Here is an 18,209-nt window from a genome sequence, read left to right as displayed (position 1 = left end):
TATATAAATAAGTGGCGGTAGAATTTGATAAAAAGATATACCTGAACCCTAGCCACTTATTTATATAAATGGCTAGACATCACAAAATGCTTTAGCCATCACTGATACAAACAAATTTGTTTTACGTTTGTACGCAATGATGGGTACAAACGGTATCAAAAATAGCTAAAGTAAAATCGATTATGTTGTTGTTGTTTAGTGAGTAACATATAATCGCCTCTTTTGAGATGTGTTGAGAGTGATTATACCTCCCTAAAATTATTTTGTCAATACAGAATTGTCAGAAATATCGATATTGCTTTAGAAAATAATTATGTTTATACTACTCTAATACGAATGAAAGTGGAGGTAGAGAAATGAATATTGTCATAGTTGGCCTCGGAAACATTGGTGGCTCGTTCGCATTATCTTTAAGGGAAAACGCAGGCGAACACACTGTATATGCAATTGATGTGGACGAAAATACACTGCAGCATGCTGAACGGGAAGGCATCATCCATCAGGGGTTCACCGAACCCGAAGAAATCCTGCCTCAGGCAGATCTGATCATTTTTGCAGTATATCCACTCATACTGAAAACATTGGTGGAGAAATACATACCACTTCTAAAGGAAAATGTCATTCTGACGGATGTCACCGGCGTAAAACGCTCGATAATCGGACAGATCGAACCGCTTCTGCCCGAATCTGCAGACTTCGTCTTCGGCCATCCTATGGCCGGCAGAGAAAACAGAGGATTGAAATATGCCAGCGGCGAGGTCTTCAAGGGTGCGAATTATCTGTTTACATTGACAGATAGGAACAGGGATTCGAACATCCAGCTGCTGACCTCCCTCGTCAAAAGGATGGGATTCAAGAATGTTTCCTCCGTAACACCCGAATTCCACGATGATGTCATCGGTTTTACAAGCCAGCTGGCACATGTCATTGCCCTGTCACTCATAAACAGCGATGATGTCCAGAGGAACACAAAGCAGTATACAGGAGACAGCTACAGGGATCTGACACGCATCACCAATATCAATGAAAACCTATGGCCGGAACTGTTCATCATGAACAAGGATTATCTGCTCGACCACATCGACCGTTTCAAATCACAGATGGACCTCCTGAAAGACGCGATCGAAACGGAAGATGTCGATACGATGAAGGAAATGATGATAGAAGCCAGACGCAGATATCATGATCTGCATAACCTTGAACTGCCGGATTCCGAGTAGCGTCCATATGAAAAACTGCCCCCATTGTTGGACTATGTCCAACAATGGGGGCAGTTTAAAAATGAATGGCTTTTTCTGATCAGTACACTTTATCCCCATTGAAAATCGAGTTTTTGACCATCACATAATCGACGGTGCGGATTGCATCCAGACTATCGCCCCCGGCATAGGAAATGGAGGATTGCAGATCCTGCTCCATTTCTCTCAGAGTATCGCCGAGTGGCCCTTTGTAATCCACATACATCTTCTTGCCTTCCACATTCTTCTTTTCACCTTTTTGGAATTCTGAAGCGGAACCGAAGTATTCCTTATATTTCCTACCATCCCTCTCCACAGTTTCCCCCGGTGATTCCTCATGTCCTGCAAACAGCGAACCGATCATCACCATGGACGCGCCAAAACGGACGGACTTGGCAATGTCACCATGCGTCCTTATGCCGCCATCGGCAATGATGGGTTTTGAAGCCGCTTTTGCGCACCATCTCAGAGCGGCAAGCTGCCAGCCTCCTGTGCCAAATCCTGTTTTTATCTTCGTGATGCATACTTTCCCGGGCCCGATGCCTACTTTTGTAGCATCCGCGCCTGCATGTTCAAGCTCACGAACCGCTTCAGGTGTGCCCACATTCCCGGCAATCAGGAAAGTTTCAGGAAGATGTTCCTTGATATACTGGATCATTCTGATGACACTGTTCGAATGTCCATGGGCGATATCAATTGTAATATAGTCAGGCACAAGGTTTTCTTTTTTCAGCTGATCGACAAAGCCGAACTCTTCTTCCTTTACTCCAACACTGATTGAAGTAATCAGTCCCTTGTCCTTCATCTTGCTGATGAAATCCATGCGTGTTTCCGGCTGGAAACGGTGCATGATATAGAAATAGCCTTCCTGCGCCAATTTCAGTGCAATGCTCTCGTCAATAATCGTCTGCATGTTGGCAGGGACAACAGGCAATTTGAATGTATGCCTGCCAAGTGTGACGGATGTATCACAATCAGATCGGCTATCTACTATGCATTTATTCGGAATCAACTGGATATCTTCGTAATCAAATACATTTTCCATTAAAATTCTCCTCGGAATACGAATATTTTTTATAAATAATATTATTAAGTTCGCCATTCGGTAGTTTATGATATTTCAGGTCCAAAGTCAAGACTATGCATTATATATGAGTTAAATCGTTTATAATTAAATTATTATGCATTATTTTAAATAATTATTTGATTTTTAGTTATATTCATGTATAATTACCGTTAAATACTTTTCTGGGAGATGATTACTTGGGGCGGCAAAGCAATTAAAACTCATCAACTTTTATGGCAAGAACTTTTTGAAGGAATATGATTTCAACAAAGACCAGCTCGAAACCTTGATCGATTTTGCGGAACACTTGAAGAAAAAAGAGAAACACGGTATCCCTCAGCGTTTCATGAGCGGCAAACATATTGCTCTTATCTTCGAGAAGCAGTCGACACGTACGCGTTCCGCCTTCACTGTGGCTGCGAGCAAACTCGGCGCAAACGTTGAATACTTAAGCAAGAACGACATGCAGCTTGGGGCAAAGGAATCGGTGGAGGATACAGCCAAAGTGCTGGGAACGATGTTTGATGGCATCGCCTTCCGAGGGTTTGAACAGGAAACGGTCGAAGCGCTCGGCGAGCATGCTGGGGTTCCCGTATGGAATGCCCTCACAAATGAATGGCATCCGACCCAGATGCTGGCTGATTTCCTGACGATAAAGGAATACCTCTGCACCTACCATGGAAAGACAGTCACTTTTGTAGGGGATGGCAGAAATAATGTGTCCCATTCTCTTCTCGTGACAGGGGCAATTCTTGGGGTGAACATCAATATTGTAGCACCCGAGTCCCTGCAGCCTGCACTTTCTGTACAAAAACTGGCCAAGGAGCTTCAACAGCAGTCCGGAAGCCGATCACTGATCACTTCAGATGTGGAAAAGGGCGTCTATGGCAGTGACGTCATATATACCGACGTCTGGTGCTCCATGGGGGAAGAAGATGCACTTGATGAACGCTACGAACTTCTTCATCCATACCAGGTGAACCAGCAGCTGATGGACATGACAGGGAAGAAAAATACCATTTTCCTCCATTGTCTCCCGGCAATTCATGATACAACGACTGATGTGGGCAAGCTCGCCTACGAAAAATTCGGCGTTGATGGACTTGAAGTGACCGATGAAGTATTCAGAAGCAGCTATTCGAAAGTGTTCGAACAGGCTGAAAACCGTATGCACACAATCAAAGCTTTACTCGCTGTAACTTGCGGCGATGTCTACTAGGAGAGCAACTTCACAGTTGCTCTTTTTTTGATGTGTACTCTATACGCAGGCGGGTATATAAAAAAGGGAAATGACCAACCCTTGTATACCTATAGGGGTATTTGACAAATGCAATTTCAACCTCTATAATATGGACATATCAAAAAAAGAAGGTGATGTTGTTGGCTACACTGGAAGAACAGACGGTTTACGATAAAGCTGTAATCAATCGCATCCATCGCCTGCAAGGCCAGATCAACGGTGCACTGAAAATGATCGAGGAAGGCAAGGACTGCAAGGATGTCGTCACCCAATTGAGCGCAGCAAAAAGCGCCCTCAACCGGACGATGAACGTTATTGTCAGCGAGAATCTTGTACAGTGCGTTAGAGAATCGATGAACAACCCTGATGAGGACACGGATGAACTTGTCAAAGAAGCAGTTGAATTGCTAAATAAAAGCAGATGATTTCATCTGTTTTTATTTGAACCAAAAAATACCCCGCCAGGTATTTGACAAATTGAAAAGGTATTGCTATTATACCCCTATAGGTATTTGAAAACAGGAGGATGATTTAGCACTATGAGTGACATACAAACAAAGTACCACATTAATGATGCCGACCAACTGGTCGAAGCAAATGAATATCTACTGGATGTAAGAGAACCTTTCGAATATGAGATGGGACACATTGCCGAGGCAGACAATGTATCCGTGAATGAAATTGAGGAACGCCTTGACGAACTCCCCAAAGACAGAAGAATCCATGTATATTGCCAGCGTGGCAAACGTGGCGCAAATGCTGAAGCAATACTGAAACGTAATGGGTTTGATGCAGTAAACCTTGAAGAAGGCTACTCGGCCTACACTGGTAAATATGATAGTGCAAACGAAGCTGCAGAAGAAAATGCTCCAGGCTCAAATGAAAACGTTGAACTCAATCCAAGCCGGGTGAAAGTCGAAGCAAGTGGACTGCAATGTCCCGGTCCCCTTCTCAAAGTGAATGAAGTGATGGGAGAACTCGAACCTGGACAACAGATGGAAATCACGGTCACAGATTTCGGCTTCTGTACGGATGTCGAAGCATGGGCGCGCAAAACAGGACATTCCGTTCTTAAAAATGAAAAATCGGGAGACAAGGTCGTAGTGGTGCTGCAGAAGAACGCCCCTCAGTCCAAGACCGACGGCGAAGACCATCAGATGGTGGAAACCAAAGATGGCGCGACGATGGTCGTATTCAGCGGAGACATGGATAAAGCATTGGCTTCATTCATCATTGCCACCGGTGCAAAAAGCATGGGTAAAGATGTCACCATGTTCTTCACATTCTGGGGACTTAATGTCATCAAAGATCCAAATGCACCGAAAAAGAAGAAATCCGGTCTGGATAAGGCGTTCAGCATGATGATGCCAAAATCCGCCTCCAAGCTTCCGATCTCCAACATGAACATGTTCGGGCTGGGGTCCAAAATGATCCAATATGTAATGAAGAAGAAGAAAGTTGACGCGCTTACTGAAATGATCGAAAAGGCAGATAAACTTGGCGTCAAAATGGTCGCCTGCACAATGAGCATGGATATCATGGCCATTGATGAAGACGAGCTTCTTCCCAATGTCAATTTCGGCGGCGTAGGCACTTATCTCGGCGATGCAGAAAACGGCAACTTGAACCTCTTCATATAATTGAACAGGCTGTCCCGCGTATCCACAACAATCAATCAAAATTTCAAGGAGTGTATATAAATGTTCTTTAAACAATTCTTCGATAAAAAACTTGCACAGACCTCCTATATGGTGGCTTGTCAGAAAACGAAAGATGCAATCATCATCGATCCAAAACGCGTCATTGATGAATATGAGGAAGTAGCGGAAGCTGAAGGCTTCAACATCACCCAGGTGACTGAAACACACATCCACGCCGACTTCGCTTCCGGCCTTCGTGACGCTGCAAAACGCTTCAATGCGACAGCATATGTATCTGACGAAGGCGACGAGAACTGGAAATACGAAAATATGCCGGAAGATACCGTCTACCTCAAAGACGGCGACATCGTCAATGTCGGCAATATCGAATTGAAGGTCATCCACACCCCAGGCCACACGCCTGAAAGCATCTCCTTCGTACTGACCGACCGTGGTGGCGGCAGCGACGAGCCGATGGGCATATTCACAGGCGACTTCCTTTTCGTTGGCGACATCGGCCGTCCGGATCTGCTCGAAGAAGCAGCCAAAATGGAAGGAACAACTGAAGAAGGTGCCAACGCGATGTTCAATTCCCTCAAGAAAATGAATGACTACCCCGACTTCATGCAAGTATGGCCAGGCCATGGCGCCGGCAGCGCATGCGGCAAATCCCTGGGGGCAGTACCTTTATCCACACTCGGGTATGAGCGCAAGAATAACTGGGTATTCGAATACGAAAATAAAGACGCATTCACCAAAGAATTGACGAGCGACCAGCCCGAACCACCAAGCTACTTCGCCCAGATGAAGAAGGTCAACAAGGAAGGCCTGCCTGAATTCAAGGTGAAGGAAGTCGAAGTCGGTACACCTGATACGCTTCCAGGCCAGCTGTTCGACCTCAGAAGCAAGGAAGAATTCAAAAAAGGATTCAAAAAAGGCGCCATCAACATCCCATACAATGACAAATTCCTTCAATTTGCAGGATGGTATGTAGATTATGATCAGCCGATGACAGTGATTGCGAATCCGGAATACAGCACAACGCTTCAGGAAGAACTTGCATCCATCGGTTTTGACAACCTGCAACTGATCGTGCCTGCTGATAAAGCCGACAAGTACTTCGATGACTCATATGAAAACGTATCACCTGAAGACTTTATCCAGAACTATGAAGACAAGCACATCCTTGATGTGCGTTCCACTTCCGAGTATAAGGAAGGCAATATCGATAATGCACACCACGTCCACTTTGGGCATCTCAACGAAAAAGAAGTGCCATTCAGCACAGACGATACAATCTATGTCCACTGCCAATCCGGCGTACGTTCAGCCATTGCAATGAGTGCACTTAAAGCACGCGGCTTCGATAATGTCGTCAATATTGAAAAAGGCTATGCCGGCATTAAAGAAGCGATAAGCTAATGGACGCCACTTTCATCATCATGATCTTTCTGATCGGATTCATCGGTTCCTTCATCTCCGGGATGGTAGGAATCGGTGGCTCCATCATCAAATATCCGATGTTGCTCTATCTCCCCTCCATGCTCGGAATCGCTGCATTCTCCTCGCACGAGGTAGCAGGCATCAGTGCCGTACAGGTTTTCTTCGCAACCATTGCTGGCGTATGGGCATATAAGAGCAGCGGATACTTGAACATGAGGCTGATTGCCTATATGGGTGGCGCCATCCTCATAGGCAGCCTTCTCGGGGGCTATGGATCAGAGTTCCTTACTGAAACACAAATAGACATCGTCTATGCAGTTCTTGCAACAATTGCTGTCATCATGATGTTCCTCCCAAAGAAGGAACTCCCCTTCCATCCTGGTGATGACCTTGATTTCAATGGTCCTTTGGCAGCTGCACTTGCTTTTATCACCGGTGCAGCAGCAGGTATTGTTGGTGCAGCAGGAGCATTCATTCTCGTACCAATCATGCTTGTCCTCCTTAAGATACCCACCAGGGTAACGATTGCCACCAGCCTTGCCGTCACCTTCATCTCATCCATCGGCACCACCATCGGTAAAGTTGCCACAGACCAGGTGCTCTATGGGCCAGCAGCTATCATGATTGTTGCGAGCCTCATCGCCGCACCTCTGGGTGCCAAAGCAGGGCAGAACATGGACACCAGGATTCTCCAATGGATATTGGCATTGCTTATTTTGGGTACGGCGGTGAAAATATGGACGGAAGTGCTCATGTAGAGGAAGAGATCACATAAATAAAAGGCACAGTGCAGTCGCACTGTGCCTTTTAGTCTATATTGCCGAAAGTTGAACTTATGGACTGTTCTGTCATAGGTCCGGTATATTTATACGCGATGTACCCATTCGAATCGATGAAATATGAAGTGGGAATTGATTTGACCTGGTACATGTCTGTAACCCTTCCATTTTCATCAAGTGGCACAGGGAAATTCAATGCATATTCCTCATGGAATCCCTTCATGTCTTCTTCGCTGTTCTCTTGGTGCAGCATATTTACTGCAATAATTTCCACATCCCCCTCCTGGGAGTCATAAAAATTGACCATGTGGGGTATTTCAGCTTTGCAGGGTGGGCACCATGAAGCCCAGAAATTCAGCATCACCGGTTTTTCCAACTCACTGAGAGTCATTTTTTCGCCCTCAAGCGTTTCGAGGGTGAAGTCAGGTGCTTTAGCCCCAATTTCGATACCAGTCTCCGGATTTGAATCCAGGCTGTCACTTATCCCCATATTATTTAACAGCGCCTGATACAGGGTAAATCCGATTGCTGCAGATAATATGGTAATGAGGAGGACATGCCTGGCCCTATTCACCTTCCGTTTCCTTGTTCATTGAGAGCAGTACATATATCAGACTGATGATGATCCACCACTGGATGATGCTTATGCCTGAAACTTCCGGACCGCTGTATATGAAGAATCTCCCTAATAACTGCACTATGAATATCGTTACAGTAACGAACAGTATTGCTCTGAAACGCCTCCACATAAAGTATATCAGAACCAGTGCGGCAAGCGTTATGACAGCAAGAGCAATATAATGCCATTGCAGAAGTGCCCTCAGCTCCAGCACACCATAGAAGGCGAGCAGGGAGACCGAGAAAATACAATAGGCCTCTACATAGAACAGACCCCTCGACTGGTAGAAGAGGTAGACGAAGGTCACTACCAGAGCAATCAGAAGGCCTACAGCTCCTCCATCAAAGTATAGGGCGCTCATTGGATTATCTATAAATTCCGGCCAGTTGAACGGAATGTATGTAAGCTTATAGACCAAAAATAAAATGATGATAGCATTCGTCCATTCGTTGAAGAGTCTTTTCTTATCCTCAGATTCCCATAACATCAGGTAGGTGACGATAAAAGACAGCAGGATGGCCATATAGACCGAAGGTATGGAGATGTTGCCGATATCAAACGTTTCAAACATGCTATCAATCCAATTCAAATAGATTTAAAGACGTTTATAATGATGCCACGAATTCCAGTACAATAAAAGCTTATTGCATCCTATAAGCCTCTGAAAGCCTGTGTATGATCTAGTACAGCCTTCCAATCGCCTGTTTCACAATTGCATCATAGATCTTTGCAGGAAACATCCTGCTTAGGAACCCCAAGGCAAAAGAACCCCGGGTAGTTCGATAGACGGGGCTTACATGCTCTTTAAGCAAGGCTTTGACCATAATATCCCTCGTATGGTCCACATCCGGTGCGCGCTCGAACGCCTTCAGCATGAAAGTCTTCAGGTCGCGCATCTGAGCTTGATAATCCGGAGTTTTCGGCGCCATATAGTTTTCGTCCATTGCTATTTGCCCAAAGGCTGTTTTTACAACCCCCGGTTCCACCATCACTACATCAATTCCCAAGTTTCCTACTTCCTGTCTCAATGCCGTTCCAATTGCTTTAATACTATGTTTTGTCGCAGCATAGTATCCCATCCCTGCACTCGAAACGTGCGCAGCTGAAGAGCTCGTCAGTACGATGCGTCCCGCCTTTTGGCTACGCATCGATGGCAGCACCGCACGTATCGTTTCAACGGCACCGAAGACGTTGACTTCAAACTGTCGCCTGATCGCTTCTTCCGGAACTTCTTCAATAGGCCCGTAGACACCAAAACCAGCATTCACCAGTACTGCATCAACCGGTCCGAGTTCCTTTTCAATCGTCCTCTGGACTCTTTCTATTTCAGCAGTCTTTGTAATATCAAACGGATAGGCCTTGGCACCTTGTCTGACAAGCACTTCCAGAAGGTGCGCTCTCCTCGCACTTACACATATGACATGGTCCGTATCTTTCAACAGTTTCATTGCTACGGCCATGCCAAACCCGCTTGAAGCCCCGGTAATCCATATCACTTTCGTCATAATTCAACCTCACTCATATCCGGTTGGATTCTATTTTTTGAACATGCTGAACAGTTTGCTGAAGTAGCCACCTTTTTCTTCTTCATGCTGTTTATCTGATTGAGATGTTCTAACTGTATCCTCTTTTTCTCCTTCTTCTTCGGAAGCAGCATAGTTGCTCATATCTACATTGGAGGCATTACCATCCTCTGCCTCTTCAATATCACTTGTGTAAATCGTTCTTCCTTCCGGCTCTTCCGTTTCGGCCTCATCTACTTGAGGCGGCTCCTGAGGTTGTACTTCTTCATATACTTCACGGTTATCGGAGTCGCCCCCCTGGTGCCATTCTTCATTTCTATCTTCTTCACTATATTGAAGTGATAGCGTTTGGGAATACTTGCCATATTCATCCAGCTTTTCAACCAGTCTATGTACATTGTTCTTAAGTTCTCTATTTTCCTGTTGCATTGTTTCCAATTTATCCATGACAACGCCCAGCATCTGGTTAATATCGCTATTGGTAACGTTGGCAGGCATATGCTGGGAATTCTCCGTGACAATGTTCGGTACTTGTTCAATGATTTCATCTGCAGCCGTTTCCAGCGTATATCCAGGTTGCTTCGCGAGCTTGATGAATGCTTTCAGGACCTCTACATCCCCTTGTGAAAATAACCTTCTGTTATGCTCATCCTTAGCAACTTCATACTTTCTGTCCTCAAGCAGCCGGACGTATTTTCGAACATTCTGATCTGACAACTCCACCTTATCTTTTACTTGAGCAGTGGTATAGTATACTGCCTGATTGAGTTCTTTCATAATTTACCTTCTCCCATAAAATAGTTACCGTAATTATAACATTATTTATGCAACTGTCCACAATACATAACAAAGTACTTATACATCAATTCGTATCGCTATAACATCGGTGGTGCGAATTGCATTATAAATTTACATAAACGCTTATAAAATGGATTTATGTACGTTATAAAAGCGATATTAATCGATTTCTTTTGCATCGCTCATTTTAAAAGTATAAACCAACTTTATACTTTTACTTACTATGCTATTATAACGATAAAAAACTGTAATATACAAGAAATTGCTGCCGCTTAAATTATTTATAAATGTCAGATAATGAGATTGACTTTGCCGGTATAAATCTGTATATTTGTTTAAACTGAATTTTTATAGGATGATACGATGAAGAGAAGAGTAGGTTCTGATGCATTTATAGAGAGTCTCCGGGAGGTGGAAGGGGATAATGGATAGGATTGAACATGAGCTCGGAGTGTCAGTGGCGGCTTCCCGTTATAGAAGCCCAGTATTCAAATACTGGATGAGGTAGGGATAGCGATATTTCTATAAAAAAGGTGGTACCACGTAAGCTTGAGCTTTCGTCCTTCTGACAGATCAGTTCTGCAGATGGGGGAAAGCTTTTTATATTATAATATTAGGAGGAATACCATGGATACCAAACTCGCACAGATAGGGATGAATACAGATATCACTGGAGCTACAACAAGCCCAATCTATACGGCTACTGCCTATAAGCATGAGAGGTTGGGCATGTCTACCGGCTATGATTATACAAGGACGGCCAATCCAACACGGTCACATTTTGAAGAAGCATTTGCCGAACTGGAAGGGGGGACCTCCGCTTTTGCAACTTCCAGCGGCATGTCAGCCATCCAGCTTGTCTGTAATCTGTTCAAACCTGGGGATGAGGTACTTGTAAGCTTCGATCTTTATGGAGGGACCTTCAGAATATTCGATTTCTACGAAACACAGTACAATATAAAGTTCAAATATGTCGATTTCGATGACATGAAGGATGTAAAAAATCATGTCAACAGTTCGACAAAGGCATTCTTCATTGAACCGATCACAAACCCCTCAATGATTGAAGTATCACTCGGACCGATCTACGACCTGGCCCGTGAGCATGAAATAATGACCATCATAGACAATACTTTCCTCACGCCATATTATTATACTCCTTTATCAGATGGGGCGGATATCGTACTGCATTCAGCCACCAAGTACATCGGCGGACATAATGATGTTCTGGCTGGAGTCGTTACAGTAAAGGATGAAGCACTCGGAGATATTCTTTCCATGCATCATAATATGATTGGGGCGACACTTTCCCCCTTTGATGGCTACCTCCTGTTAAGAGGATTGAAAACTCTGCATCTTAGAATGGATCGTTCGACGGAAAATGCACGGCACCTCTCCGAATATTTCACTGGACACCATGCAATCGATGAAGTCCTTTATTCCGGACGTACCGGCATGCTGAGTCTAAGGTTGAATAAGGAATATGATGTCGGTGCCCTCCTTGAAAATATAAAGGTCTGTACCTTCGCAGAAAGCCTGGGAGGTACCGAAACCTTCATCACCTTCCCGTTTACACAGACTCATGCAGATATGCCGGATGAGGAACGGATAAGTCGGGGCATTGATGAACAGCTGATCAGACTTTCCGTAGGTATAGAGGATATAGAAGATATTCGGGCAGATTTGACACAGGCACTTTCCAAAGCAAAAAGAGGAGCATGATACGAGCTGCTCAAAAGAGGCAGACATGAGTCCGATAGAGGACAACTTATCAGACTGTCACTGCCCATGTATCATCCCCATCATTTCCCGGTTCATCCCGGATTCTGGAGATGACTACCTATATGTCTGTCAGGTGACCCAGATTGAACAGCGTCCAAAAAGAAACCCGCCAAGCGCGAGCATGAAAAATACGGTTTAACAATGACCTGTTTGCCGAAGCTTTATTCGTCAATAATGAGAAGCCGAAAGCAAGTCTCGAAAAACTCCAATTGGAAATTATGTAGGCAGCAGAAAAGCACGCTCGGCCGAGCGTGCTTTTTTATGTGTAACTCTGTTTGAGTTCCATTTTGTCGATCAGATAATCTATCTGTTTTTCGGTCCTTGATATGAGTGCACTATCCAGAATGGGTTCGGTGCTTTCCTTATCAATCTGATTATCCAGATAATAGACGCCTTTGAGCGGAACCCCCTTCAGGGTCGAGAGTAGCGGCTTCAATGTATATTCCATCGCCAGCAAGTGGGAGATGCTTCCTCCTGACATTATAGGCAACACCGGAGTATCTCTCAATACATCCTGTGGAAGTATATCGAAAAGGCTCTTGAGCACACCTGAATAGGCTGCTTTATATACTGGGGAACCTACGATGACACCTCTGGCATTATGAATATCTTCCGCAATATCCGTGACTGTTGGACTATTGAAGTTGCCAAACATCAGATCCTTGGCCGGCACTTCCCGGACGGATACATGACGGACAGACAGACCGCGCTGCGTCAGTATAACGCCGATATATTTCAAGACACTTTCAGATCTTGAGAACTCGGAGGGGCTGCCTGAGACAATTACAACATCATACATATGATCACCTTTTCTAGACTGACAGTCTGTAATGTTTGAGCGTATCTTCAAGATGGGTAATACCCACTTCTGTAACGGCGTCATACCTGTTGCCGAATCCCACTTCCACCACAGGCACATGGCGTACCCCGTATTTCACATCAAGGATATCCCTCAGATGGTCATTTTCTGTTACATCTATAGTCTGATAATCGAACCCGTTCTCTTCCAGATACTGCTTCACTTCTTCACAGTAGGAGCAGCCCCGCTTGGACCACACCAGTACATTCACTTTTTTGCTCATTTGACTTCCTCCTTATCCTTTTCTTGGGCCTTGTTTGTGTAACGGTTCTCCTTGAATCCGAGTCCAAGGTTGTCTCTCAGCGTATCGCCGATATATTGGCGGTCATAATATCCTCTATCCTCCAATATGGGAATCACATTTTCAATGAATTCATCGAATTGACCATCGAATATCTGAGGATTCAGCATGAAACCGTCGGCGGCACCTTCTTCTATCCATTCAATCATCCGGGAAGCGACATCTTCATAGCTGCCATAGAATGGATCCTTTGGAGAAGCGACCTGCAAGGCGACTTCCCGAAGCGTCAATGCTTCTTTTTCTGCTTTCTCTTTAATATTATCAGTCGTTGACCTAAAACTGTTCTTTCCAACCTCTCCAACATCCGGGAAAGGTCCATCGAGAGGATGGACAGAAAAATCATAATGATCAAAGAACCTTCCGAGAACTTCCAGTGCCTTATCGATGGATATCAGATTCTTAATCTGTTCATATCTTTGTGCAGCTTCCTGTTCTGTCGGAGCAATGATTGGGGAAAGTGAAGGGAAGATGAGGATATCTTCTGCTTTCCTTCCTGATTCTATCGCCTTATTTTTTAACGTGCTGTAGTATTCCTGATTTTTTTCAATACTGTTGGCGTGGGTGAAAATCGCTTCTCCATACTTCGCTGCAAAATCCTGGCCCGTCTTGGATGCTCCGGCCTGGAAAATTACAGGCTGTCCCTGAGGCGACCGCTGGATATTCAATGGTCCCTTCACTTTGAAAAATTCCCCTTCATGCCCGAGGGTATGAAGTTTCTTTTCATCCAGAAACTCGCCTGTTTTCCGATTCCTGACAAAAGCATCATCTTCATAGGAATCCCAAAGTCCCTGCACCGCTTCCACATACTCGCTGGCCATCCGGTATCTAAGGGAATGCTCGGGATGATTTCCTTTGTTGAAATTGTCCGCACTGCCTTCCAATGGCGATGTAACGACGTTCCATCCGGCCCTGCCACCACTTATATTATCAATACTGGCAAGCTGTCGCGCAACGTTATACGGTTCACTGTATGTGGTGGAGACCGTACCGGCAAGTCCTATCTTCGAAGTGACAGGCGCCAGTGCCGAGAGCAGGGTCAGTGGTTCAAAACGATTGAGAAAATGAGGGATGGACTGTCTGTTGATATGCAGACCATCTGCGATGAACATGAAGGCAAACCCTGCATCTTCCGCTTTCTGTGTTACATTCAAATAATGATTGAAATTAATACTTCCATCTATTACAGCATCCTCCGATCTCCAGGAGGTGGGATGTGATCCCGGTCCCTGTATGAGCACGCCCAATTTTATTTTTTTCCTTATCATGCGATCACCACTTTCTTAGTTTTATATCCGTTTCTACAGATACAGACAATCGTCCATACGAGGAGGGGGGTCATCAAGCATTTTACATATCGTTATAACGCCATTCCCACTATTGGCCCTTGATGCCATATAAGGCTAAGGATGCCAGTACTGCCATGTCCTATACTTCATAAGGTCTATTGATCCTTGCTTCATACCATCGCTGCACCCAGCTGTATACAATCGTCATGCCCCAGTAGATGATGCCAACTGCCAGATAGGCTTCAAAAAACTGCAGTGTCGCTGTAGCGAGCAGTTTACCTTGTGCAAGCAGCTCGGTTACACCTATCGTGAAGGCCAGGGAGGAGTTCTTTATCAACCCAATGAACATGTTTCCTGTGGCCGGCACTGCGTTTCTTACTGCCTGAGGCAGAACAATGCCCCATACTGCCTGTCGATATGTAAGGCCAGTTGATATCGCCGCTTCCGTCTGCCCCTTGTCCACGGATATCAATGCTGCCCTAAATATTTCCGCCAGATATGCTGAAGTATTCAGGCTGAAGGCAATGATGGCTGCATTCACAGCGGATAACGAATTCAACCAGGGGAACAGCTGGGGCAGACCGAAATAGATCATCAACAGCTGCACGAGTACGGGGGTCCCTCTGAAGAAAGATATATAGAGTTTCGAAAGCTGCAGGAGCACCGGCACTTTATTGACGAGAAGCAATGAAAGCACCACACCTATGGCCACTGCAATGATCATCGATACAATTGCTAGGTATAGTGTGATTGGTATATATACCAGCAGTTCCGGGATAATTTCGAGCATATAGGCTAAATCAAAATTCATTATGCTTCCTCCTTTCCATCCAACTAAGCCATTACCAGTGCGGGTTCTTCTTTATCATTCTCTGCAGGAGCCTGCCTGCCATACTTGCTGAGGAATCTTCTAGTCCTTTCATGCTGCGGGTTGTCGAATATATCTTCCGGTTTGCCTTCTTCGACAATATAGCCGTCTGCCATGAAAATGACTCGATCTGCGATATCTCTCGCAAAATTCATTTCGTGCGTAACGATCAGCATCGTCTTATCCTTTTGGGCAATATCGGATATGACATTGAGCACCTCTCCGACCCATTCCGGATCGAGTGAGGAAGTCGGTTCATCGAAGAGGATGGCATGTGGATCCACAGCCAATGCCCGGGCAATACCGACCCGTTGCTGCTGCCCCCCTGACAGGGATATCGGATATGCCTCCTGCTTATCAAGTATTCCCACTTGTTCCAGAAGCTTTCGCCCGACTGTATCCGCTTCACTTCTGCGATACTTTTTCGTGGCTGTCAGAGGATACGTGATATTCTCCAGCACTGTTTTGTTTTTGAACAGATTATAATGCTGAAAAACCATGGAGGTCTGCATCCTCAACTGGTTTATCACGGCCTTTTTCGGCTTGTCTGCATCGATGGATACTTCTCCCACTTCAATATTTCCGGCATCCGGCCTCTCAAGATAATTCAGGCACCTGAGCAATGTCGATTTGCCTGATCCGGAAGGACCGATGATGGCCACCGTTTCCCCTTCACTTACTTGAAAACTTATATCTTTCAATACCTCGTTGTTATTGAATGATTTCTTCAATCCGGAAACTCTGATCATATACAACCCTCCCAATCCATACTTCGTTGCTCTGATTAATGTTTTTAAGTATAGCACCCTGTTCCGGGTGCTTCAAGATGATGCTTATAGGTATTCATCCCTCTACTTATAGATGCTTTCTATATGAATGAGCGAGAATACACTTCAGGCCTTTCGGATGACACCTTCCTGATGATGGCAGTCATTTCATCAAAACCGTCAATATCCATGCCATTATGATGAATCAGGTCGGTCTTTAATGAAACATTTGCCAGAGTCGGAACATCGACTGCTACAAGCGACCCTTCTTCCAGTTCCCTATGTACACTGAGTTCCGGGAGAAAACCGATGGCTGCCCTGTTCAGAATGATGCCTTTCGCAGATTCCATACTATCCACTTCGTACTGTATATCCGGCTGTTCCCTCAGACTCAGAAATAGATTATGGACCATTGTCCAGTCCAGGGAGCCGCATTCAAAAAACACGATGGGGGTTTCGACCAACCGCTCAATATCAATCGTCTCTCCGTCTGCAAAGGGATGGTCCGAAGGGACAATGAGACGTATGGGGCTTTCAATCACCCTTTCTGCATTCAGTTTCGTCTGGGAAACATTGCTGGCAAAGCCGTAATCAGCATCTCCATTCGCCACCATCCGTGCAACCGTTTCACTCGTCTCAGTCATTATTCTAAACGTCTGGTCTGGAAAACGTTCTTTGAACATCGGCATCAGTCTGGGAATCAGATAGAAAGAGACAAGGCCGGAACATGCGATGGTTATCTGGTTCTTCTCTTCCATATTCTGAAGATGTTCCTTGCCTTTTTTCATGGTACGAATGATATTTTCCGCAAATGGCAGAAACTCTATCCCCTTGTCTGTAATGATCAGTTGTCTCCCGACACGTCTGAACAGTTCTGCATCCAGTTCCCGCTCGAGAGATTTGATTCTTGATGTGACAGAAGGCTGGGACAGGAATAATGCTTTGGATGCCTTGTTTATACTTCCAAAATGATTGACGAAAACAAACGCTTCTATATTATCGATATTCATATGCATCCACTCTTTTCATAAAAAATCACAATTGTTTAATATTTAATATCCTATTATATAGATATGATTTAAAAAAGTAAATAGTACAGCCGGTTATCTTTATATAGACAAAAAAATAGCAGAACCGAAGTTCTGCTATTTTTTATTTGCATTATTTATCGCTTCCATTGCCTGGATAACACTTTTTCTGAAGCCATTATTTTCAAGTTCCATCACACCCTGTATGGTGGACCCTCCTGAAGTAGTTATCTGATCCTTCAGAACGGCTGGATGGGATTCCGTTTCCAGGACAAGTTTCCCTGCCCCCACCACGGCCTGGGCTGCCAGCATATAGGCCTGCTGGCGTGGAAATCCGGCGCTCACTGCCTTGTCCGCCATTGCTTCTATCATCAGGAACGTATAGGTAGGGGAAGATCCCGTAAGGGAAGGCACATATTTCATCAAGGACTCCTCCACCCATGCCACCGCAGCGATTCGGGTGAATATTTCATCAAGGATCCTCTTATCTTCCTCCGAAATATGGGCGTTGGCCGCCATCACCATCACGCCTTCCTGGACAGATACTGCGATATTCGGCATATTCCTCACAACCTTGTGCTGTGATAAGATCGTTTCCATCTCATCTATTGATACACCTGCCGCAATCGAAATATGGATTGCATCTTCTCTCGTGTGAGACTTCACCTCGTTGAATACATGCAGTGTCTGGTCCGAGCTCACACCATTGATTATAATATCGCATTCGGACAGCAGGCGATAATCGGTACTTACCTTTATCCCTTTTCCATCATTAAATTTCTCAAGCTTCTGCTGGTTTCTGCCTGTGACGATGATATCGTCTTGCATATCAGGATCCTTCAGAAGCCCTTTGACGATGTGATTGACCATCTTCCCAGCACCGATGAATCCCAGTCTATAACTCATATGTACTTCATCCCCTTAAGCTTTATTGAACATTTTAACACGCCTGCCGGCCGATGGCTTATAATT

At 44.9% G+C, this 18,209-nt stretch carries 19 protein-coding genes; 7 read left to right on the top strand and 12 right to left on the bottom strand.

From position 1 onward, the window contains the following. Window positions 1-356: 356 nt before the first annotated feature. Window positions 357-1,220: a prephenate dehydrogenase gene (locus RQP18_RS00630; RefSeq protein ID WP_342388261.1), complete on the top strand. Its 864-nt coding sequence runs from the start codon at window positions 357-359 to the stop codon at window positions 1,218-1,220. Between the two features lie 79 nt (window positions 1,221-1,299). On the opposite strand, the gene guaC is transcribed toward RQP18_RS00630, so the two are convergent. Beyond that, complete coding sequence (gene guaC, locus RQP18_RS00625) at window positions 1,300-2,283, bottom strand: GMP reductase (protein ID WP_342388260.1); 984 nt, start codon at window positions 2,281-2,283, stop codon at window positions 1,300-1,302. A gap of 244 nt (window positions 2,284-2,527) precedes the next feature. On the opposite strand from guaC, the gene argF reads away from it, so the two are divergent. The 5 genes from argF (at window position 2,528) to RQP18_RS00600 (ending at window position 7,385) form a co-directional block, all read left to right on the top strand. Further along, a complete protein-coding gene (gene argF / locus RQP18_RS00620) occupies window positions 2,528-3,523 on the top strand; it encodes an ornithine carbamoyltransferase (RefSeq protein ID WP_342389353.1) in 996 nt (331 codons plus the stop codon). 170 nt (window positions 3,524-3,693) lie between these two features. Further along, on the top strand, window positions 3,694-3,969 hold the full coding sequence (locus RQP18_RS00615; RefSeq protein WP_342389352.1) for a metal-sensitive transcriptional regulator: 276 nt from the start codon (window positions 3,694-3,696) through the stop codon (window positions 3,967-3,969). Between the two features lie 114 nt (window positions 3,970-4,083). Continuing rightward, a complete protein-coding gene (locus tag RQP18_RS00610) occupies window positions 4,084-5,184 on the top strand; it encodes a DsrE/DsrF/DrsH-like family protein (protein WP_342388259.1) in 1,101 nt (366 codons plus the stop codon). 60 nt (window positions 5,185-5,244) lie between these two features. Further along, on the top strand, window positions 5,245-6,606 hold the full coding sequence (locus RQP18_RS00605; RefSeq protein WP_342388258.1) for an MBL fold metallo-hydrolase: 1,362 nt from the start codon (window positions 5,245-5,247) through the stop codon (window positions 6,604-6,606). Further along, window positions 6,606-7,385 (top strand): sulfite exporter TauE/SafE family protein, encoded by a 780-nt coding sequence (locus RQP18_RS00600; protein WP_342388257.1) that lies wholly within the window; start codon window positions 6,606-6,608, stop codon window positions 7,383-7,385. The genes RQP18_RS00605 and RQP18_RS00600 overlap by 1 nt, the downstream gene beginning before the upstream one ends. Window positions 7,386-7,434: 49 nt before the next feature. Here the strand turns inward: RQP18_RS00600 and RQP18_RS00595 are convergent, their stop codons facing one another. From RQP18_RS00595 to RQP18_RS00580, 4 genes are all read right to left on the bottom strand, one after another. Continuing rightward, the gene (locus RQP18_RS00595) at window positions 7,435-7,980 is read right to left on the bottom strand and encodes a redoxin domain-containing protein (RefSeq protein WP_342388256.1); all 546 of its coding nucleotides are present in this window, start codon (window positions 7,978-7,980) and stop codon (window positions 7,435-7,437) included. Further along, window positions 7,973-8,596, bottom strand: coding sequence for a hypothetical protein (locus RQP18_RS00590; RefSeq protein ID WP_342388255.1), 624 nt, complete (start codon window positions 8,594-8,596; stop codon window positions 7,973-7,975). The genes RQP18_RS00595 and RQP18_RS00590 overlap by 8 nt, the downstream gene beginning before the upstream one ends. 109 nt (window positions 8,597-8,705) lie before the next feature. Then, window positions 8,706-9,530 (bottom strand): SDR family NAD(P)-dependent oxidoreductase, encoded by an 825-nt coding sequence (locus tag RQP18_RS00585; RefSeq protein WP_342388254.1) that lies wholly within the window; start codon window positions 9,528-9,530, stop codon window positions 8,706-8,708. A 30-nt stretch (window positions 9,531-9,560) separates the two neighbouring features. Beyond that, entirely contained in the window at window positions 9,561-10,325 is a 765-nt protein-coding gene (locus tag RQP18_RS00580; RefSeq protein ID WP_342388253.1) for a MerR family transcriptional regulator, read from the bottom strand. A gap of 648 nt (window positions 10,326-10,973) precedes the next feature. On the opposite strand from RQP18_RS00580, the gene RQP18_RS00575 reads away from it, so the two are divergent. Beyond that, window positions 10,974-12,068 (top strand): PLP-dependent transferase, encoded by a 1,095-nt coding sequence (locus tag RQP18_RS00575; protein ID WP_342388252.1) that lies wholly within the window; start codon window positions 10,974-10,976, stop codon window positions 12,066-12,068. A 319-nt stretch (window positions 12,069-12,387) separates the two neighbouring features. On the opposite strand, the gene ssuE is transcribed toward RQP18_RS00575, so the two are convergent. The 7 genes from ssuE to proC form a co-directional block, all read right to left on the bottom strand. Then, a complete protein-coding gene (gene ssuE / locus RQP18_RS00570; protein ID WP_342388251.1) occupies window positions 12,388-12,927 on the bottom strand; it encodes an NADPH-dependent FMN reductase in 540 nt (179 codons plus the stop codon). A gap of 13 nt (window positions 12,928-12,940) precedes the next feature. Further along, window positions 12,941-13,210, bottom strand: coding sequence for a glutaredoxin family protein (locus RQP18_RS00565; RefSeq protein WP_342388250.1), 270 nt, complete (start codon window positions 13,208-13,210; stop codon window positions 12,941-12,943). Next, window positions 13,207-14,553, bottom strand: coding sequence for an LLM class flavin-dependent oxidoreductase (locus RQP18_RS00560; protein ID WP_342388249.1), 1,347 nt, complete (start codon window positions 14,551-14,553; stop codon window positions 13,207-13,209). The genes RQP18_RS00565 and RQP18_RS00560 overlap by 4 nt, the downstream gene beginning before the upstream one ends. Window positions 14,554-14,713: 160 nt before the next feature. Then, window positions 14,714-15,385 carry an amino acid ABC transporter permease gene (locus RQP18_RS00555; RefSeq protein WP_342388248.1) on the bottom strand — a complete coding sequence of 224 codons (672 nt, stop codon included), beginning with the start codon at window positions 15,383-15,385 and terminating at the stop codon, window positions 14,714-14,716. Between the two features lie 23 nt (window positions 15,386-15,408). Then, entirely contained in the window at window positions 15,409-16,191 is a 783-nt protein-coding gene (locus tag RQP18_RS00550; RefSeq protein ID WP_342388247.1) for an amino acid ABC transporter ATP-binding protein, read from the bottom strand. Window positions 16,192-16,310: 119 nt separating this feature from the next. Further along, window positions 16,311-17,219 (bottom strand): LysR family transcriptional regulator, encoded by a 909-nt coding sequence (locus tag RQP18_RS00545; protein ID WP_342388246.1) that lies wholly within the window; start codon window positions 17,217-17,219, stop codon window positions 16,311-16,313. Window positions 17,220-17,354: 135 nt separating this feature from the next. Then, a complete protein-coding gene (gene proC, locus RQP18_RS00540) occupies window positions 17,355-18,143 on the bottom strand; it encodes a pyrroline-5-carboxylate reductase (protein ID WP_342388245.1) in 789 nt (262 codons plus the stop codon). Window positions 18,144-18,209: the final 66 nt, after the last annotated feature.

The sequence above is a fragment of the Salinicoccus sp. Bachu38 genome (genome assembly GCF_038561955.2).
GTDB lineage: Bacteria > Bacillota > Bacilli > Staphylococcales > Salinicoccaceae > Salinicoccus > Salinicoccus bachuensis.
Note: the sequence above shows the minus strand (reverse complement) of the source record. Positions and strands in the feature narration are given on the sequence as shown.